The sequence below is a fragment of the Haloarchaeobius litoreus genome (assembly GCF_024495425.1).
GTDB lineage: Archaea > Halobacteriota > Halobacteria > Halobacteriales > Natrialbaceae > Haloarchaeobius > Haloarchaeobius litoreus.
Genome location: NZ_JANHJR010000002.1, coordinates 692,867 through 712,233, shown reverse-complemented (window position 1 = coordinate 712,233; position 19,367 = coordinate 692,867). Strand labels below are relative to the sequence as shown.

Below are 19,367 nucleotides of genomic sequence, written 5' to 3'. Positions count from 1 at the left end.
GGACCGTCCCGGCGACGGGAGCCGAGAACGCGTCCGATTGCAGCACTGACTTGTACACGCCGGGCCGAACGGACCACCATGTTCCACGAACACCGGACCGACGTGTCGGGGCAGTCCCCACCCGAGCTGGAATCCGAGTACGCCGCCGACCTCGCCGCCATCGTCGAGGCCCACGGCGTGGACGCCGTCGTCGAGGAGACCGGCATCGACCGAGAGCTCGTCGAGTCCGTCGCGAGCGAGGAGATCTCCGACGAGTTGACCCTGAAGCAGGCCGCAGCGATCCAGGCACTTGCCGACGGTGTCGCCGACGCCGACACGGTCCACGAGATGGCCTGCGAGCACCTCCTGCTCGGGATGACCACGGGCGTGCTCGACATCGACGCGGTGACGGCCGAGCTGCCGCTGAACCTGGAGGCGACGGAGGTCCAGCAGAAGATCGAACGCCGCGCCCCGATGACGTTCCGGGAGTTCGTCTACATCCAGCACGTCATCGCGACGCACCAGCCGTAGCCGGGCTGGCTACGGACTGTAGTGCGCGACACCGAATCCCCTAACAGCTCGCCGGCCCAACCGACAGCCATGCGCGTCGCGATTCTCGGCTGTGGCTACGTCGGTATCGAACTGGGACGGCAGTTGACCGAGGCGGGACACGACGTCGTCGGTGTCAGACGCTCCGCCGACGGACTGGCGGCCATCGAGGCGGCCGGGTTCGAGTCGGTCGAGGCCGACATCACCGACGCCGAGAGCCTCGCGGCCGTCCCCGACGCGGACGCCCTCGTCTTCGCCGCGAGCACCGGCGGGCGCGGTGCCGATGCCGCGCGAAGAATCTACGTCGACGGGCTACGGACCGTCCTCGACCACTTTGCAGCCCGAGAGTCGCCGCCCGCCCGACTCGTCTACACCTCCAGCACGGGCGTCCACGGCGACCACGACGGCGACTGGGTCGACGAGTCGACGCCGCTCGACCCGACGACGCCGAAGACCGAGGTGCTGGTCGAGGCCGAGGAGGTGGCGCTCGGCGCAGGGGAGACACACGGTATCGACGGCACCGTGGCGCGCTTCGCCGGGCTCTACGGCCCCGACCGCTACCGACTGGGGCGCTACCTCTCCGGGCCTGTCACCGAGGGCTACCTCAACATGGTCCACCGGGACGACGCGGCCGGCTCGGTCCGGTTCCTGCTGGAGGAGAACCTCGCACGCGGCGAGGTCGTACAGGTCGTCGACGACGAACCCGTCTCGAAGTGGGATTTCGCGGACTGGCTCGCCGAGCAGTGCGGCGTGTCGGAGCCACCGAAGCAGACGAAGGCGGAGCGACTCGACGATTCAGCGCTCTCCGACGCGGCCAAGCGCCGCATCCGCACGTCGAAACGCTGTGCGAACGACCGCCTCCGCGACCTGGGCTACGAGCTCCGATATCCCACGTTCCGGGCCGGGTACCGCGCCGCTGTCGACGAGTATCGGGCGGAATGAGCGAGTGGGAACCTTCTTACTCGTCCGATGTGAGACGTGGAGTATGGGGTTTGCTGTCACCCCGGCCGCCATTCGAGCCGCCAACGCCGTCGACGCAGCCACCAACGATCCGGTGATGGCTGCCGGTGTGCTGCTCGCGGTGGTAGTGGGGGCCGGAGCGGGACTGGTCGGCGTCCAACGACTTCGTCGGTCGCCTGGTGAGCGGTTCGTCCGCGCGATCCGGGGGGTCGACGAGGTGACGATTCTGCTACATCCGAACCCGGATCCGGACGCGATGGCCGCCGGGATGGCGGCCGCCGACCTCTGTAAACACGCGGGGGCAGAGGCCCATCTCCAGTATCCGGGCGAGATCCGCCACCAGGAGAACCGCGCGTTCCGTACCGTCCTCGACCTCGACCTCGACCAGATCGAGACCGCCGGGGACCTCGCCTCCGACACGGTCGTCCTCGTAGACCACAACACCGCCCGTGGCTTCCAGGGCGCGCAGGGCATCGAGCCGTACGCGGTCGTCGATCATCATCCGGGCAACGGGACGGGCACCGAACACACCGACATCCGGACCGACTACGGCGCGTGTGCGACCATCTTCGCGGAGTACTTCGAGGATCTCGACGCGAACCACGGCAACGGCAACGGCGAGGAGGGGCTCGCACTCGACTCCAAGACCGCCACCGGGCTCGTCTACGGTATCCTCTCGGACACGAGCGACCTGACGAAGGGCTGTTCGGCCGCCGAGTTCGACGCCAGCGCGTACCTCTACCCGGTCGTCAACGAGGACCTGCTCGACCGCATCGCCAACCCACAGGTCCCCGACGAGGTGCTCAAGACGAAGGCGAAGGCCATCGTCGAGAAGGACGTCGACGGCCCCTTCGCCGTCTGCGACCTCGGGGCCATCCCGAACGTCGATGCCATCCCGCAGGCCGCCGACGAACTGATGCACCTCGAAGGCGTCAGCGCGGTCGTCGTCTTCGGCGAGCAGGACGGCACCGTCCACATGTCCGGCCGGTCCCGCGACGACCGCATCCACATGGGCGAGGCGCTGCGCTCGGTCGTCGCCGATATCCCGATGGCCGACGCCGGCGGCCACGCCCGCATGGGCGGCGGGCAGCTCTCGAAGGAGCACATGGAGGGCCTCGGCCCCTCCGACGGCGTCTCCCGCGACGACTTCAAGAAGCGGCTGTTCGACGCGCTGGCCGGCGCGAGAGGATAGCTGGCTGGTTTTCGGCAGAGCGACGAGATTTCACGTCCCACCACTGGCGAGCGTGCTCGCACAGTCGGCTGGGGAGGCGTGAGGCGCGGTGCGGTCGCGGCGGGACTGAAAGGGGCGGGCGTCTCGACAGGCGAACCGACGCAAGGACCGCAGGTACGAGGACCGCAGCGAGGTGCAGCCGTCGAGACGTTCGGGGCTTTCTGACGGTTCACAGCGCCAGATGCTCCCACGACCCCTGAGACTCCCAACGACAATCGAACCGCCATCGGAAATCGAACGCGCTCCTTTTCACGACCAGCCAACTACAGCCAGCCATGGTCACAAGCACTGCGTCGTGGGCGTACCGCGACGAGTTCCACGACGCGTTCGCGCGGACGTTCTACCGCCGGTTCGGCGACGGCCTGGTCTCCAGCATCGGCGTCGGGACGTACCTCGGCGACCCGACGGACGAGGTGGACGAGCGCTACTACGACGCCATCACCGAGGCGCTGGCGACGGGCGTGAACGTCGTCGACACGGCCATCAACTACCGGTGTCAGCGCTCGGAGCGCGTGGTCGGGCGGGCACTCGCCGACTCGGACGTGGACCGCGACGCCGTGCTCGTCTCGACGAAGGGCGGGTTCGTGCCGTTCGACGGCGCGCGGCCGGAGAACCCGGGTGCGTACGTCCAGTCGGAGTACGTCGACACGGGCATCGTCGATCGCGACGAGCTCGTCCGCGGAAGTCACTGCATGGCCCCGGGATTCCTCGACGACCAGCTGGACCGGTCGCTCGCGAATCTGGACCTCGACACCATCGACCTCTATTACGTCCACAACCCGGAGACGCAGCTCGCCGAGCACGACCGCGAGACGGTGTACGACCGGCTGGAGGCGGCGTTCGAGCGGCTGGAGGAGCGGGCGGCGGCGGGCGACATCGACCACTACGGGGTGGCGACGTGGGAGTGTTTCCGGGTGCCCGAAGACCACGACGCCTACCTCTCGCTGGCGGAGGTCGTCGGCCGGGCGCGGGCGGCGGCGAAGGCGGCGGGCAACGCGGCGACGCACTTCCGGGCGATACAGCTCCCGTTCAACGTCCACATGGCGGACGCGTTCACCGTCGAGGCACAGCCGTCGGCCGACGGCCCGGTGAGCACGCTCCGACTGGCCCACGAGGCCGACCTGGACGTGTTCACGAGCGCCTCCATCCTGCAGGGCGACCTCGCCGACGGGCTCCCCGAGGACGTGGACGCACGCGTCGCTGGCGAGACGACGGTACAGCGCGCGATAAACTTCGCTCGGTCGGCACCGGGGGTGACCTGCTCGCTGGTCGGCGCGAGTCGAACCGAGCACGTCGCCGAGAACGTCGACGCGGGACGGTTCGAGCCGCTGGGTGCGGACGCGTTCGACGCGACGTTCGAGTGACTAAATCTCCTTCCACTCGCCGCCGCAGTCAGGACAGACCCGTACCGTCCCGATCTCGTCGGGGTCGTTCTTCGTCTTGAGCGTCTTCCCGCACTCGGCGCAGTTCAGTCGCTCGTACGTGTCCTTCTCCAGCGTGCCGTCCCTGAGCGCCTTCCTGACCGATTTCATGTGCCGAGGCTACGAGGGGGGACGGGAAAAAGACCCGGGTGTTATCGCACCACATCGCTGGCAGGAACAGGGGTAGTGCGGGCCATGCCGTCCGGGCTGGTGGGTCGCGGCCGACCGACCGGCAATTCTGTTTCGGTTCGAAAGCTTTGAACGCGGCCCCGGAGTAACAGGGAGCGTGACGGAACAGCCACAGAGCGAGTCCGAGCGCCGCCGAGATGGCCGGCTCGGCGTGTTCGGGTCGCTCTGTACGATGGTGTTCCTCGTGAACTTCGCGCGGGTCGTCTTCGCGCCGCTGCTGGACCCGTTCCGCCTGCAGTTCGGTATCACCACCGAGGGCGCGGTCGGGCTCATCGCGACGCTCGCGTGGGTCGGCAGCGCCCTCCCGCGCATCCCGACGGGCTACGTACTGACGCGGGTGCCGCGTCACCGGGTCGTCGGCTGGACCGGGCTCGTGCTGACCGCGTCGGCCGCGTTCACCGCCGCTGCGACCTCGCTGACGATGGTGTACGTCGGCGCGCTCTGCATGGGCCTGGCCAGTGGCGCGTACTTCATCGCCGCGAACCCGCTCGTCAGCGAGCTGTTCCCCCGGCGGGTCGGCCGCGCCATCGGCGTCCACGGGATGTCGAGCCAGCTCGCGGCGGTCGCCGCGCCGTCGTTCGTCGGGCTGGTGCTCATCCGGGACAGCTGGGCGGTGCCGCTGCTCGGGCAGACCGAGGCCTGGCGGGTCGTCTTCGTCGCCACCGCGGCGGTGACGGCGGTCACGACGGCCGCGTTCTACGTCGTCGCGCGCCGGACGACGATGCCGGCGGCTGGCACAGAGGACCGCGACCTGCTCTCGGCGCTGCGTCGCCAGTGGAAGATCATCCTCACCGGCCTCGCCATCCTCGGCGCGACGGGGTTCGTCTGGAACGGCGTGTTCAACTTCTACGTGCGGTACATGACCGTCACGAAGGACCTGTCGGCGGCGCAGGGGCGCACGCTGCTGACGCTCGTGTTCCTCGCGGGCGTGCCGGCGTTCCTGCTCACCGGCGACCTCGCCGACAGGGTGTCCCACGTCCCGCTGCTGCTCGCGCTGCTCGGCGGCTTCATCGCCTCGCTGCTCGGACTGACGGTCGTCGGCGGATTCCTCCCGCTCGTGGGCGTGACGCTCGTCCTCGGCTACATCGTCCACAGCACGTTCCCCGCGATGGACACGTTCATGCTGGACTCGCTCCCCGACGAGAACCGGGCGTCGGCGTACGCGCTCTACTCCGGGTCGATGATGCTCGTGCAGGCGACCGGGAGCGTCGCGGTCGGGCTGCTCGTCGACGCCGGCATCGGGTACGACGCCGCGTTCCGCGGGTTCGCGGCGGTGCTCGTGGTGGTGCTGGCCGGGCTCGTCGGGCTGTTCCTGCTCGACCGGCTCCCGTCGGGCGCGGAGTCGTGAGTTCGGCACGGGGTCACGACCGGAGCCGGACCCGGCCCGGGCGACGGTAACCCGTTCCCCAGTCGGGGCCGTTTTAGGACTGTGGCCCCGACCGTCGTGTGATGGAGTACGTCCAGGAGCGGGTCGCCACGCTGCACGACCTCACCGACCCGACGCCGGACGCGCCGACCGACCGCGCGGCCGTCGTCGTCCCGATGACCGAACGGGAGTACGCCGGGCTCGCCGCCGAGCGCGTGCTGACGACGCTGGCCGATGTCGACCCCGCCGCGGTCGTCGTGCCGTTGCGCGCGCCGGCCGAGCGCGTGCCCGACTTCCACGCGTGGCTCGACTCGTTCGACCTCGACGTGGAGCTGCTGTGGTGCGCTGCCGACCGCGTGACGGAGCTGCTGGCGGGCCACGGACTCGACAACGGCTTCGGCAAGGGTCGGGACGTCTGGCTCGCCCTCGGCGTCGCCGCCGAGACCGCCGACTACGTCGTCGTCCACGACGCCGACGCGAAGACCTACTCCGAGCGCCACGTCCCGCGGCTGCTCGCGCCCGTCGCCGGCGAGTTCGAGTTCTCGAAGGGCTACTACGCCCGCGTCGAGAACAACCAGCTCTACGGCCGGCTGTTCCGGCTGTTCTTCACGCCGCTGGTGCGCGCGCTCGACGACGCTCACGACCACCCGTTCCTCGACTACCTCGACGCGTTCCGCTACGCCCTCGCCGGCGAGTTCGCGATGACCGCCGACCTCGCCCGCAACGTGCGCGCCCAGCGCGCCTTCGGGCTGGAGGTCGGGATGCTCTCGGACGCCTACGAGTACGCCGGCTTCACCGGCACCGCACAGGTCGACCTCGGTAAGCACGAGCACGACCACCGCTCGGTGTCGGGGCCGACGGGCCTCTCGGACATGGCCGACCAGGTCGGGCAGGCGCTGTTCAACGCGTTCGCCGACCACGGACTCGAACCGGACTTCGAGACGCTCCCCGACCGCTACCGCGAGACCGCCGCCACGCTCGTCCGACAGTACGCCGCCGACGCGCGGTTCAACGGCCTCGACTACGATATCGCCGGCGAGCGCGAGCAGGTCGCAGCCTACGCCGGCTCGGTCCGCCCACCCCGGACCGACACCCGGCTCCCCGCCTGGACCGACGTGGCGTTTGAGCCGGCGGACGTGGCCGCGGCCGCCCGCGCCGCCAGCGACGAGTTGGTCGAATGAGTCTTTACCCCGACGCCCGTGGCACCCACCATGCGTCTGAGTGAGGACGAACTCGCCGGCGTGGTGGACACCTTCGGTGGCCTGACCCGCGCGGAGCTGGAACAGGCCGTCGAGGAGGTCGCCTTCCGGGCCGGCGCGGACGTCGACGCCGAGTCGGTCGCAACCTGGGTGGACGACGCCATCGACGCCTACCACCTCGTCGCCTACGACGGCGGCGACCGCACGCTGTACGTCGCCGGCCCCCGGGCGTTCCCAGAGGAGCCGCCACACGGCGAGGACCTCCCGCACATCATGGACGTCGAGCCCAGGCACGTCGACCGCGCGGCCCTCGGTGAACAGGTCCACGACCGGCTGACCGACGAGGCCACGGCGGCGCTCGCGGGCGGGAACGAGGAGCGCGCCCACGAACTGCTCGACGTGAGCTACGACCTCGAGGCGTGGGCTCCCGTCGACTGTACGGACGTCCGGAGTCGGCTCGATGCGCGGCTCTGAACGAGAGAGTGAACGCTTTAGGGCCGCGGGCCGTAGCCGCTGGCGATGGACCTGCGTCGTGTCGCCGAGTTCACGCCCCGTTCCGTCGACGACGAGCCGCGGGACGCCGGCGTTCTCATCCCGGTCGTCGAGCGCGACGACCGGCTGTTCCTCATCTTCACCAAGCGCTCCGAGGACCTCGGCAAGCACGCCGGGCAGATGAGCTTCCCCGGCGGCGGCTACGAGCCCGACGACGCCGACATCGAGGAGACCGCACTGCGCGAGGCCTACGAGGAGATCGGGCTGCTCCCCGAGGAGGTCGAACTCGTCGGCCGGCTCGACGACATCCGCACGATCACCGAGTACGCGGTCACCCCGTTCGTCGGCTACGTGCCCGACCGCGAGTACCACCCCGACGAGCGCGAGGTCGCCGAGGTCGCCATGCTCGCCGTCGACGCGCTGACCGACGCCGAGAACTACCGGTACGAACGCCGGGACCACCCGTACTACGGCGACATCGTCATCCACTACTTCACCGTCGACGGCTACACCGTCTGGGGGGCGACCGCCCGCATCCTCGTCCAGCTGCTCGAACTGACGACGGACTGGCGCGCGCCGGAGCGCATCGACCGACGGGTGTGAGCAGCCGGTCCGCTCTTGGCCTCGGCGGTCGTACCGCCACCCATGACGACCCCGTGTGAGTACTGCGACAGCCCCGTCGAGCACCACGACCCGGTCTACGTCCGGGAGGGCGAGGGCGAGGAGCGAGCGTTCTGCAACTACGCCTGCCTCACCAGCTACGTCGACGACGAGGGGCTGACGACGGGGAACTGCTGTCGGTGGTCGCCAAGCTGAGCCACCGTCGCCGCCGTCCCGCCACCCGGCAGGGCTTCGCGGCCTCCGACACGTTTATCCCGCATCGAGACATGGAGACGAGTACATGGTCCACAAGACGATGGGTCGCGTTCCATTCGACCGATAGCCTACTTCTCCTGAGCCGTATCGCCGTCGTCCGAGGTGGTCGCCGATGTTGACCAGCGGCGCGACCGTCGCCCGTACCGGGCTCGACGGTATCGCACTCAAGCCCGCCGAGGTCGACGTCGCCGACGCCGTCCACCTCGACGCCGAACTGCTCGTGGTCGACTACGAGGGTCGCGAACACCTGCCCGGCGCGAGCGTCCTGCGCGAGCTCGCAGACGAGACGACGGTCAGGATGACGACGCCCGTGCGCGCCGACGGGTTCGACCCCCTCGGCGACGACTCGCTGGCGCGCGAGCTGCCCGACGACGTCGGCCGCGTTCTCGTCGCGGGTCACGGCGCGTACCTGACCGAGTGCGAGGCGGGCCGCGCCATCGCGCCCCGCCTCGGGGCCGCCCGGAAGGTCGCGAACGACGCCTGGGTCGGCACCGAGGGCGTCGAGCGCGTCGCGCTCGCCGCGGGCGGTACGCAGTTCGACCTGCTCTCGCGGTCGACCGACCGCGACCTGAAGTCGCTCCGTGCGGCGGGCTACGACGGCGAGATCGCGGTCTACGCGCCCACCGTGCTCGCGAGCGACGACGACGCTATCCTCGACGCCGTCGGCGACTTCGTCGGCCGGCGTGCCAGCGTCGCCCGCGCGCTCCCCGACGACTGCGCGACGGATTCCGCGGCGACGGGTCGCGCCCGCGAGGTGCTGCTGAAGGCGAGCCGCGACTTCGCGCTCGTCGGCGACGCCGCGACGGTGCGCGACCGGGTCGCCGAACTCCACGAACTCGGTGCCGACTACGTCGTCGGCTACCCCGCCCGCGGCCTGGACGAGTTCTCTGGCTGATAGGCACGAGCGACGGAGCCGTTTCCTCGGGGCGACGGAGTACAGGACACCCTTCGTGTTTGTTTCAACCAGCACCAAAATCGATAAATACATGTAAGCTGGTCTACCTGCTATGGAGATTCCAGCGAAGGCAGAGGAAGCGATACCGAACCGTCTGATGGCGTTCGGCATCGACTGGGTGGTACTGGCGATCTTGTCGGCGATCATCTGGTTCGTGTTCTGGATACTCAGGTCCGTCTTGCTCCTCGGTGGAGCGGCCTCCGGCGGTGCCGCGGCCGACGGTGCCGGAATCCTCAGCATCCTGCTCTCGTTCGTCCAGTGGGGCCTCATCGCGGCGGTGCTGCTGGCGTACTTCGTGCTGTTCCAGACCCGGTCGGGGCAGACCCTCGGCATGAACCTGCTCGACGTCACGGTCGTCACGCTGGACGGGTCGTCGATCTCGACGAGGCAGGCGCTCATCCGGAACGTGGTTCTGCTCGCGCCGCTGCCGTTCATGGCCATCTCGAGCATCATCGTCCCGATCCTCGGGTTCCCGATCGCGGTCGGGATGATGGCCGCCTGGCTGTTCGTCGAACTCGCTGCGATGTTCGTCCTCGGCGAGGGCCAGCGCATCGGCGACAAGGCCGCCGGCACGTTCGTCGTGGAGACCCTCGTCACGGAGGATGTCGCTGGGACGCCGGACGGATCGACCCGGCCCGCAGACGCCTGAGCCGGCGACTGTCGACCGGTCGCGGCACCGGACGGAAACAGTTTTTGAGCGCCGGGCGCACTCCCGGCTATGCGACTCGCACATCAGACGACAGCCAGCCTCGGTGACGCCCCCGAGGTCGCCGTCCTCCCCGTCGGGAGCGTCGAACAGCACGGGCCAGCGCTGCCGCTCGGGACCGACTTCATGGCCGCCGAGGCGACAGCCGACGCCGTCGCCGACCGCGACGACACCCTCGTCCTGCCCACGCTGCCCGTGGGCGTGAGCGAGCACCACCGCCAGTTCGACGGGACGCTCTGGACCCACCCCGGAACGTTCGAGGACTACGTGGCGGACACGCTCGCGAGCGTCGCGAGCCACGGGATTCGGAAGGCCGTCGTCGTCAACGGCCACGGCGGGAACACGGACGCAATCACCCGCGCAGCCCGACGACTCCGGCAGGAGGAGGTCGCCTTCGCCGCACCGTGGGCGTGGTGGTCGAACCTCGACGGGCTGGACGAGGAGCTGTTCGGCGAGGCCGGCATCGGTCACGCGGACGAGCTTGAGACGAGCATGGTCGCCCACGTCGCCCCCGACCTCGTCCGCGAGGAGCGCCTGGCGGAGGCCGAGGCGGGCGCGGCCGACTCGTGGGGGAAGTCCGTCCACGGAGCGAGTATCGGCTTCGACACCGCCGACTTCTCCGATTCGGGCGCGGTCGGCGAGCCGACCCGCGGCTCCGCCGAAGCCGGCGAGCGCCTGTTCGAGCAGGCCACCGACGAACTCGACGCACTCGTCGACTGGCTCGTCGGACAGCCGTTCGAGGCGCTGCTGCCGGAGGCGCACCGATGACGGTTCGGGCGGACAGGCAACTCACCGTCGCCGACGCGCTCGACACCGTCGCCGTCGTCGGCGGCGGCGCGGTCGGCGCGACGGCCGCCTACGACCTCGCACGCCACGGCGTCGACGTGACGCTGTTCGAAGCCGGCAAAATCGCTGGCGGCAGCAGCGGCCGCGCCGCCGGCATCTGCTACGACGCCTTCGCGGAGGACGTCGACGCCCGGGTCGCGGGGCGCGCGATGGAGCGGTTCCGGGCGTTCGACGGGCACGGACGGTTCTGGTTCGACGAGACGCCGTACGTCTGGCTCGCCCGCGAGGGCGACGACCGCCGCGCTGACGCCATCCGCGAGCAGGTCCCCCGGATGCGCGCCAACGGCCGAGAGGTGGCCCTGCTCGACGCGGACGACCTCGCCGACGAGTTCCCGACACTCAGACACGACGACGTGGCCGTCGCGGCGGTCGCCCGCGACGCCGGCGTGGTCGACCCGGCGACGTACCCGCCGCTGCTCGCGTCGCTGGCCGTTGAAGCGGGTGCGACGGTGCGGGAGGCGACGCCGGTCCGGGTGACGACCGACGGGGGCGACGACGGGCCAGCGGTCGTCCACGACGACGGCGAACGGCAGGCGTTCGACGCCGTGCTCGTCGCCGCCGGCGCGCACACGAAGCGACTGCTCGCCGACGCCGGCGTCGCCCTGGCGATGAAGCCCTACCGCGTGCAGGCGCTGACCGCCGGCTTCGACCGCGACGTGCCGGTCTGCTACGACGCGACCGCCGGCGTCTACCTCCGCCCGCACCCCGACGGCCTGCTCGTCGGCGACGGCACGGAGGAGCGCGAGGCCGACCCGGACGACTGGCGACGCGCGGCCGACGACTGGTTCGTCGAGAGCGCGGTCAACGCCGTAGCGGAGCGCACCGGGCGGGAACCAGCGGTCGAGCGCGCCTGGGCCGGGCTCTGCACCGCGACGCCGGACCGCGACCCGCTGCTCGGCGAACTCCATGACGGGCTCTACGTCGCGACCGGGTTCCAGGGCCACGGCTTCATGCGCGCACCGGCGCTGGGGGAGGCGGTGGCAGCCGAGATGCTGGGCGACGAGGGCATCGCACCGTTCGCCCCCACCAGATTCGACGGTGACGAGGCGTTCGAGGTGGTCGAGGGGATGGTCGTCGAGGAGTAGCACCGGCGTCAGGAGCCGAGACCGTTCGTCGGGTCGCCGCCGAACGGGACGGCCTCCGTCCGCAACGTCAGGTCGACCAGCGTGTACGCGGCGGCGGCGGTGACCGACGCCTCGAACACCGCGTCTTCCTCGCGCTCCGCCCGGGCAACGAACCGTTCGACCTCGTCGACCGACCGCTCGGGTACTGCCGGCAGCCGAATCGACCGAGCCCGGGTCTTCGGGCCGTCGATCCGGTAGCTGTACCCGACCAGTGCCGGCCCGTCGGCACCGCCGGGCTGGAGTTCCACACTGGTGTGTGCGCCCAGTCCCACCGTCTCGAAGAACGTCCCCAGCACGGGGTCCCTGCTCGCGAACGTCCGGTCGTCCGCCCCGATGTACGCCTCGGCCCCCTGCCGGTCGAGGTTCCGGACGAACAGGAGGTCGCCGTGGTCGACGGCCACGAACCGCTCCCCGCCGGTCCGGTACAGCGCCCGCCCCTCGTGCACGCCGACACGCTCTCGCTCGCGGACGAAGGCAGACCGGACGGCGTCGGTCCCGAACGACCCCCGTGCGACGACCACGTCCGGGAGCGATGCGTTCGCCGCGTCTCCCACGATCTGCATCGTGTGGTCGACGGCCCAGGGGTCGCCGAAGTGGAGTGGCTGCAGGCGTTCCCGCACCTCCCGGTCGAGGTAGGTCCGGTTGCGCTCGAACGTCGCGGGTTCCCAGTACTCGACCGCGAGCCGCGACTCCTCGCCGCCGCCGTACGACGCGGGGTCGTACAGCCACGGTTCGATGGGGTTCTCCCCCTCTGTCCCCCACTCGCCGGTGGTCGAACAGCCGGCGAGCGCCGTCGCCAGCCCGCCCGTCGCGGTCGCACCCGTGAGTCGCAGGAACTGCCGTCGCTGCATCGTTCTGTCCATACCCCGACAGGTTCAAAACCGTTCCGGTGGCCCTCTCCTCACCGAAGCCCGAAGTTCGACAGCGGGTCGACGCCGAAGGGTGCCTGCGCGGTTGCGAACTCGAGGTCCAGCAGCACGCGCTCGTCGTCGTACTCGGCCGATGCCGAGCGGAGCCGATCGACCGACGACCGGACCTGTTCGAGATACGATTCGAGTTCCTCGCCGCGGGCGTCGTCGACGCCGGGGACCCGGAGCGCCCGGGCGTCCGTCGTCCCGCCGTCGATGCGGTAGGCGTGGCCGTGCAGCGTCGGCGTCCCCGAATCGTCGGTGCTGAGCCGGAACCCCGCGTTCGCACCGACCCCGACGGTGTCGAAGAAGTTGACGAGGCGGTCGTCGTCGCCGGCGAACGAGCGTGAGCCGGCGACGTACGACTCGGCGTCGGCCCACGAGAGGCCGCGGACGAACACGAACTCGCCGTCCGCGACGACCGCGAAGGCGTCCGTCCCGTCGCCGTAGACCGGTCGGTCGTCGACGCTGCCGACGCGCCCGAACCCGCTCGTGAGGCTCTCCCGGACCGTCGCGGCGTCGAACGAGCCCTGCGAGACGAGCACGTACGGGAGCCCACCGGCGGCGCTCGCGCCGCCGAGTTCGACCGTGAACTCGACGTCCTCAGGCGCGGCGGCGTGGTAGCGCTGGACCCGACTCGCGCTCTCGCCGAGTGAGTCCCGGCTGGCCGCGAACGTCGCGGGCTCCCAGTAGCCGACGACGTAGTCCGTCACGTCCGACCGATGGCTCGCGGGGTCGTAGAGCCACGGCTGGAGGTCGCCCTCGCGGCCGGTGTCCCACGAGCCGCCGCCCGTGCCACCGAAGCAACCGGCGAGCGAGGCGACGCCACCGAGGAGCGCGGTGCCGGCTGCTCGTCGCATCGCGGTCCGTCTCGTCTGCAGAAACGACCGACCACCGGGAACGTCGTCGCCGGCGGGGGTCACGACTCGTCGGCGGCAGCGTCGGCGCTCGCGTCGGCGTCCGTACTCGCGTCGTCGGTGTCGTCGTCACCGTCGCCCGGCTCGGCGATGGTCACGGTGTCGGTGTCGCCGCCGACGTCGCCCTCGTCCTCCGCGGTGACTGCCTTCGGGACTTCGACCTCCAGCGTGCCGTTCTTGCGGAGCGTCGCGGTGGCGGACTCGGCGTCGACCAGCGCGTCTGTCGGCAGCCGGACGTGGCCGTCGAGCGCCATGCCACGGCCGGGGATGCGCATGTCGAAGCCCTCGTGGAACTCCCGGAAGCGGTCGATGCGGACCTTCACCGCGCCGTCGTCGTAGCGCACCTGCACGTCGGCGTGGGTCGCCCCCGGCGCGTCGAACACGGCGAGGTAGGCGTCGTCGCTCTCCAGCAGGTCCGTCGGGAGCGGGCGGTTCTCCTGCACCTGGGAGGACGCCCGACCGATCTGGCGCAGCACGCTGTTGCTGACCGAACGGCCGAACTCGCGGATTCTCATAGCTCGATCTCCTCCAGACCGGCGGTGGTTCCACAGTACGGGCAGGCGAAGTCCTCGACGGTCACGTCGTCCGGCATGTCGTAGGTGTAGTGCAGCTCGAACATGTCGAGCTCGCAGTCCGCATCCGTACACCTGACCTCCATCGTCGCGGGCATAGCCGACCCTTGGGCCGTCAGGGGAAAACCGTTTTCGGAGGGCGGAACCCTTTTCTCCCGCTGCCCGAAGACGAATACAATGCAGACGACGCCGCGGACCGCCGCACTGGCCCTCGTCACGCTCCTCGTCCTGAGCGCAGTTCCGGCCGGTGCTGTCGGGGCAGTCGGTGGAGACCACGCCGCCACGGCCGTCGATGCGACCGCTACGACGGTCACGCCGACACCGGGGAACGGCAGCATCGGCGTCACGCGAGCCGTCGACGTCGACCTGACACCGGACCACCCCGACACGGTCCGCGTCACCACGTCGTTCGCGGTCGGCTCGGACGTCAGCACGCTGGGCGTGAGCACGGTCGAGGGTGCGACCGTCGTCTCGCGCGACGGCATCGTCGACGCCCCCAACATCGCCTGGGACTACCGCTGGGACGAGGAGACGGAACGCCCGTCCATCACCGTCCGGGTGCCGAGCGACCGGCAGAACGACCGCTTCGGCGGCTACGATTTCGCCGAGGGCGACGGCTGGGCGCTCGTCCAGTACGGCGTCAGCGCCGGCTACTACAGCGACGCGACCGACAGCTGGCACCGCAGCTGGGAGCGCGACGGCCTGTTCACGACCGAGTCCCGGGTCGAGGAGGACGCGGTGTTCGGCACCCAGATGGCGTTCCTCGGCGGGTACGAGCGGTACGAGCACACTGCCGACGGGCGGAATCTCACGCTCGTCGTGCCCGACGCGGCGACCGTGGCGGAGGGACAGGCGACCGTCTTCGAGTCGGTGTCGTTCGCGATGGACGAGCTCTACGTGGCCGGGAGTGAGCGTGACATCCGGCTGTTCGTCGCGCCCGACCCCATCCGCCGCGGCGGCATCCAGGCCGGCCCGACCGACCTCTGGGTCCACGAGGACATGCAGGCCGAGACCGCGGACAATGTCTGGGTCCACGAGTACCTCCACACGCGCCAGCGGTTCGCCCCGAACTCAGAGATGCGCTGGTTCACGGAGGCCAGCGCCGAGTACTACGCCGCCCTCCTGACCTACCGCGAGGGCCGCATCGACTTCGACGCGTTCCACGACGCCGTCTCGACCGACCGTGACGCCGACTCGGTCCTCGTGAACGACATCCACTGGACCTCGGACTACGCGCCGTACTCGAAGGGCAGCCGCGTGCTCGCCGGGCTGGACGCCCAGATCCGACGGGGCTCCGGCGGCAACTACAGCCTCGCCGACGTGTTCTACCTCGTGAACAGCCACCGCGGCGGCGTCACGTACTACGACCTCCGCGAGTACGTCGTCGCCGCCGGGGGCGAGAGCGCGGGCGAGTGGCTCGACGAGTACGCCCGCACCGAGTCAGTTCCGGAGATCCCCGACAACGCTTCGCTGTACGACTCCCCGACGCGGCCCGAGCGCGACGCCGACGGCGACGGTCTGACCGACGCCGAGGAGAAACGCGCCGGGAGCAACATGTTCGCCGTCGACACCGACGACGACGGCCTGAACGACAGCCGCGAGGTCCGGACCGTCGGCTCCGACCCGAACGACCCCGACACCGACGGCGACGGACTCCCAGACGCGGCCGAGGTCGACCGCGGCGCTGACCCGACCGACGTGGACAGCGACGACGACGGGCTGGACGACGGCACCGAGGTCCACGAGTCGGACACCGACCCGACCGACCCCGACACGGACGGCGATGGCATCTCTGACGGGGAGGCCGTCGCGCAGGGCATGGACCCGACCGGGGAGGAGCCCGAGACGAGGACCGCGGAACCGACCCCGACCACGGTGGCGACGACTGCGCCGACCGGCACCCCCGGGATGGCGACGGGTACGTCTGCCACGGCGTCGGGTGGGTCGCCGGGGTTCGGCGTAGCTGGGGGAGTGGTCGCGCTCGGCGGCTGTGTGGTCCTGGTGATGCGCTCCCGTCGTCGCTCCTGATGCGAACCAGCAGCCCCACCATCGAAGTGCCAGGGGGAGTCGGCCGGAACGTTTTTCTCCTGTTTGTGGAAGATTGAATCAATGGAAGGAACACGGTTGGTCGCCGCAGTCCTCGTCATCGTCGCGACACTCTCCGTGCCAGTGGCCGCCGTCCCCACTGACCGAACCGGGAGCACGAACCACCTCGCAGCCGAATCGCCAGCGCCCGACGACGAGCAGGTCGGTGTCATCGCCTCGGTCGCCGTCGACCGTACGCCGACGGACAGAGGTACGGTCAGGGTCACGCTCACGTTCGAACTCGGGCGGGACCTGGGTCGTCTTCGTATCAACACCCACGGCGAGCCGACCGTCGTCGACCGCTCCGGCATCGTCCAGGGCTACGGCGCGGAGACGCTCTACCGGTGGGACGGGGAGACGCCCGAGCCGAGCATCACCGTCGAGATGCCGACCAACGAGACGAGCGAGCAGTTCGGCGATCTGGACTTCGTCGAGACGGCGGACTGGGCACTGTTCGAGTACTTCGCCACGGTCCGGTACTACAGCACCGAGACACAGAGCTGGCACGAGATGTGGGAGCACGGCGACCGGTTCCGGACGCGGACGACCCTCGCGCCGGACTTCGCCGTCGGCGACACCGTCGCGTTCGCTGGCCCGTACGAACACTACAACGCGAGCGTCGACGGCCGGACGGTGACGCTCGTCGTCCCGGACGACGCCGAGCTCGCCGCCGAGCCAGCACGGATAACGGGCAGCATCACCCACGCGATGCGGACACTGGACGTCGGTGGGGAGACGGGAACCGTCCACGCGTTCGCCGCACCGGAACCGATCCGCGGTGGCGGCCTCCACCCCGATGGGAGCGACTTCTGGGCGTCGCGCGGCTCGACGGTCGACGACCCGGGCAACACCTGGGTGCACGAGTACGTCCACGTCCAACAGCGCTACACCACCACGCCCGAGACGAGCTGGTTCACCGAGGCCAGCGCCGAGTACTACGCCGCCCTGCTCACCTACCGACGGGGTGCCACCGGCTTCTCCGCGTTCCACAGTTCGGTCTCCCTCGACCGGGACGCCGATCGCGTGCTGGCCGAGAGCCACGACGAGGGCGTCGGCTACACGAAGGGGGCTCGGGTGCTCGCCGCACTCGACGCCGAGATCCGCGAACGGTCCGACGACCGGTACTCGCTCGCCGACGTGTTCTACCTCATGAACAGCCAACCGGAGCGGGTCGACTACGAGACGTTCCGCTCGTACGTCCAGCTCGTCGGCGGGGCAGACCTCGGGAGCTGGCTCGACGAGTACGTCCTGACGAGCGCGGTCCCGACGGTTCCCCGGGAGCCCGACCTGTTCACGACACCGGCCCCGACCACGATGGACTCCGACGACGACGGCTTGACGGACGCCGAGGAGCGCGCCGCCCGGACGGACCCGTTCTCCAGCGACAGCGACGAGGACGGCCTCGCCGACGAGCGCGAGGTCGAGACGCTCGGGACGGACCCGACCGCCGCCGACACCGACGGTGACGGCCTCACCGACGACGAGGAACTGGCGGGACGCTCGGACCCCACGCTCGCCGACACGGACGACGACGGACTCAGCGACAGGGCCGAGGCGCGCATCGGCTCGGACCCGACCGCCGCCGATACCGACGGGGACGGCCTCACCGACGAAACCGAGGCCCACGAGTCGGACACCGACCCGACCGCCGTGGACACGGACGACGACGGACTCTCGGACGGAGCGGAGTTCGACGGCGCGACCGACCCGCGTGAAGCGGACACCGACGGCGACGGCCTCGACGACGGCAGCGAAGTGAACCAGCATGGCACCGACCCGACCGTCGTCGATACGGACGGCGATGGCCTCGACGACGGCACCGAGGTGAACCAGCACGGCACCGACCCGACCGCCGCGGACACCGACGGCGACGGCGTCGACGACGCGACCGAACTCGAAGCGGGAACCGACCCGCTGGTCGCCGAGACCGCGACACCGACCCTGGGCATGGCCACGGCGACGGCCGACGGCAGTGGTGGTCCGACGCCCGGCTTCGGCGTGGGTGGCACGCTGGTCGCGCTCGTCGCGTGTGTGGTCGCGTTCCGGCGGCGTGGACGATGACCGGGCTCGCGTCGACGGTGTACGGGGTGGACTTCGGTGCCGGCAAACGGGACGCCGGGAGGAAGACGTGGCTGGCTCGCGGAACCGTCGACAGCGACGGGGTGCACGTGAACGATTGCGAGACGGTCGCGTCCGCGTTCGACGGCGGTCCGACAGGCCGCGACGAGGCCCTGTCTGCTCTGGTCGAGTTCCTCTCCGGCGAGAAGCCGTGGGTGGCCGACGACGGTGACGAGTACCGGGTCGGAACCGACGCCGCGGTCGGGCTCGACTTCCCGTTCGGTCTGCCGACGGCGGTCCTCGGGGCCGAGTTCGAGAACTGGAGCGCATTCGTCGAGAGATTCCCCGACGGGCTCCCACTCCCCGACGAGTGGGACCACGACGAGGTCGACGACCCTCGGTCGCTGAGCGCATGGGGCAGTCAGCGAGCCCGGGAGAACGACGAGGCCGACTGCGTCCACTGCAAGCGCGAGACGGACGCGACCGTCGGCGCACAGCCGCCGTACGGCATCGTCGGGAAGTACATCACATACCACGGCATCGTATCAGTCCTCTCCGAGATTCGCGACGCGGTGACGTTCGCACCGATGGAGACGGGAGACGACACCGACTCCGCCAACGGGCCGATCGTTCTGGAAGCCTACCCTGCCGGCACGCTGGGTCGCCTCGGACTCTACCGGAGTGGGTACAAGGGTGGCGAGGAGACCGAACGGCGCAGACGAGAGCGGAACCTCCAGGGACTGCAACAGGGAGAACCCGCGGTCGAAATCACCGAATCCATCAGGGACGACGCAGCGGGGGACACCGGCGGCGACGCCCTCGACGCCGTCGTCGCGGCGGTCGCAACCTACGGGGCGACCCGCTCCGCCGAAGCCCTCGAGCCCGACGAGGACCACTACGACCACCGTGAGGGCTACATCTACGTCTGAGCCCG

Annotated in this window: 21 protein-coding genes; 16 read left to right on the top strand and 5 right to left on the bottom strand. The window is 70.3% G+C overall.

Going from position 1 to position 19,367, the window contains the following annotated elements; genetic code table 11:
• Positions 1-78: 78 nt before the first annotated feature.
• The 4 genes from NOW55_RS20780 to NOW55_RS10385 all read left to right on the top strand — a co-directional run bounded on the left by NOW55_RS20780 (position 79) and on the right by NOW55_RS10385 (position 4,083).
• Positions 79-510: a DUF5791 family protein gene (locus NOW55_RS20780; protein WP_368407763.1), complete on the top strand. Its 432-nt coding sequence runs from the start codon at positions 79-81 to the stop codon at positions 508-510.
• 69 nt (positions 511-579) lie between these two features.
• A complete protein-coding gene (locus tag NOW55_RS10395) occupies positions 580-1,470 on the top strand; it encodes an SDR family oxidoreductase (RefSeq protein WP_256400024.1) in 891 nt (296 codons plus the stop codon).
• A 43-nt stretch (positions 1,471-1,513) separates the two neighbouring features.
• A complete protein-coding gene (locus NOW55_RS10390; RefSeq protein ID WP_256400023.1) occupies positions 1,514-2,680 on the top strand; it encodes a DHH family phosphoesterase in 1,167 nt (388 codons plus the stop codon).
• A gap of 314 nt (positions 2,681-2,994) precedes the next feature.
• Positions 2,995-4,083, top strand: coding sequence for an aldo/keto reductase (locus NOW55_RS10385; protein WP_256400022.1), 1,089 nt, complete (start codon positions 2,995-2,997; stop codon positions 4,081-4,083).
• On the opposite strand, the gene NOW55_RS10380 is transcribed toward NOW55_RS10385, so the two are convergent.
• Positions 4,084-4,251, bottom strand: a complete 168-nt coding sequence (locus NOW55_RS10380; protein WP_256298737.1) for an HVO_0758 family zinc finger protein — start codon at positions 4,249-4,251, stop codon at positions 4,084-4,086.
• Positions 4,252-4,501: 250 nt separating this feature from the next.
• Here NOW55_RS10380 and NOW55_RS10375 point away from each other — a divergent pair, with 250 nt between their 5' ends.
• From NOW55_RS10375 to NOW55_RS10335, 9 genes are all read left to right on the top strand, one after another.
• Positions 4,502-5,677, top strand: a complete 1,176-nt coding sequence (locus NOW55_RS10375) for an MFS transporter (protein ID WP_256400410.1) — start codon at positions 4,502-4,504, stop codon at positions 5,675-5,677.
• Between the two features lie 101 nt (positions 5,678-5,778).
• Positions 5,779-6,876, top strand: coding sequence for a glycosyltransferase family protein (locus tag NOW55_RS10370; protein ID WP_256400021.1), 1,098 nt, complete (start codon positions 5,779-5,781; stop codon positions 6,874-6,876).
• A 30-nt stretch (positions 6,877-6,906) separates the two neighbouring features.
• Positions 6,907-7,368, top strand: coding sequence for a DUF7109 family protein (locus tag NOW55_RS10365; protein ID WP_256400020.1), 462 nt, complete (start codon positions 6,907-6,909; stop codon positions 7,366-7,368).
• A 45-nt stretch (positions 7,369-7,413) separates the two neighbouring features.
• Complete coding sequence (locus NOW55_RS10360; RefSeq protein ID WP_256400019.1) at positions 7,414-7,989, top strand: NUDIX hydrolase; 576 nt, start codon at positions 7,414-7,416, stop codon at positions 7,987-7,989.
• A 42-nt stretch (positions 7,990-8,031) separates the two neighbouring features.
• The gene (locus tag NOW55_RS10355; protein WP_256400018.1) at positions 8,032-8,202 is read left to right on the top strand and encodes a hypothetical protein; all 171 of its coding nucleotides are present in this window, start codon (positions 8,032-8,034) and stop codon (positions 8,200-8,202) included.
• 172 nt (positions 8,203-8,374) lie between these two features.
• Positions 8,375-9,157, top strand: a complete 783-nt coding sequence (locus NOW55_RS10350; protein ID WP_256400017.1) for a DUF7388 family protein — start codon at positions 8,375-8,377, stop codon at positions 9,155-9,157.
• A 112-nt stretch (positions 9,158-9,269) separates the two neighbouring features.
• Positions 9,270-9,866 (top strand): RDD family protein, encoded by a 597-nt coding sequence (locus NOW55_RS10345; protein WP_256400016.1) that lies wholly within the window; start codon positions 9,270-9,272, stop codon positions 9,864-9,866.
• A gap of 69 nt (positions 9,867-9,935) precedes the next feature.
• On the top strand, positions 9,936-10,691 hold the full coding sequence (locus tag NOW55_RS10340; protein WP_256400015.1) for a creatininase family protein: 756 nt from the start codon (positions 9,936-9,938) through the stop codon (positions 10,689-10,691).
• A complete protein-coding gene (locus NOW55_RS10335; RefSeq protein WP_256400014.1) occupies positions 10,688-11,854 on the top strand; it encodes an NAD(P)/FAD-dependent oxidoreductase in 1,167 nt (388 codons plus the stop codon). Before NOW55_RS10340 ends, NOW55_RS10335 begins: the two co-directional genes overlap by 4 nt.
• 8 nt (positions 11,855-11,862) lie before the next feature.
• On the opposite strand, the gene NOW55_RS10330 is transcribed toward NOW55_RS10335, so the two are convergent.
• From NOW55_RS10330 to NOW55_RS10315, 4 genes are read right to left on the bottom strand one after another with little or no spacing between them, the layout of a single operon-like run.
• Entirely contained in the window at positions 11,863-12,744 is an 882-nt protein-coding gene (locus NOW55_RS10330) for a hypothetical protein (protein WP_256400013.1), read from the bottom strand.
• Between the two features lie 50 nt (positions 12,745-12,794).
• Positions 12,795-13,661 carry a hypothetical protein gene (locus tag NOW55_RS10325; RefSeq protein WP_256400012.1) on the bottom strand — a complete coding sequence of 289 codons (867 nt, stop codon included), beginning with the start codon at positions 13,659-13,661 and terminating at the stop codon, positions 12,795-12,797.
• Between the two features lie 59 nt (positions 13,662-13,720).
• Entirely contained in the window at positions 13,721-14,233 is a 513-nt protein-coding gene (locus NOW55_RS10320) for an Hsp20/alpha crystallin family protein (protein ID WP_256400011.1), read from the bottom strand.
• Positions 14,230-14,388 (bottom strand): DUF7559 family protein, encoded by a 159-nt coding sequence (locus tag NOW55_RS10315; RefSeq protein WP_256400010.1) that lies wholly within the window; start codon positions 14,386-14,388, stop codon positions 14,230-14,232. Before NOW55_RS10315 ends, NOW55_RS10320 begins: the two co-directional genes overlap by 4 nt.
• Before the next feature lie 79 nt (positions 14,389-14,467).
• On the opposite strand from NOW55_RS10315, the gene NOW55_RS10310 reads away from it, so the two are divergent.
• The 3 genes from NOW55_RS10310 (at position 14,468) to NOW55_RS10300 (ending at position 19,362) form a co-directional block, all read left to right on the top strand.
• Complete coding sequence (locus NOW55_RS10310) at positions 14,468-16,318, top strand: M61 metallopeptidase family protein (protein ID WP_256400009.1); 1,851 nt, start codon at positions 14,468-14,470, stop codon at positions 16,316-16,318.
• Positions 16,319-16,399: 81 nt separating this feature from the next.
• Positions 16,400-18,436: a hypothetical protein gene (locus NOW55_RS10305; RefSeq protein WP_256400008.1), complete on the top strand. Its 2,037-nt coding sequence runs from the start codon at positions 16,400-16,402 to the stop codon at positions 18,434-18,436.
• Complete coding sequence (locus tag NOW55_RS10300; protein WP_256400007.1) at positions 18,433-19,362, top strand: DUF429 domain-containing protein; 930 nt, start codon at positions 18,433-18,435, stop codon at positions 19,360-19,362. The genes NOW55_RS10305 and NOW55_RS10300 overlap by 4 nt, the downstream gene beginning before the upstream one ends.
• The last annotated feature ends 5 nt before the right edge of the window (positions 19,363-19,367 follow it).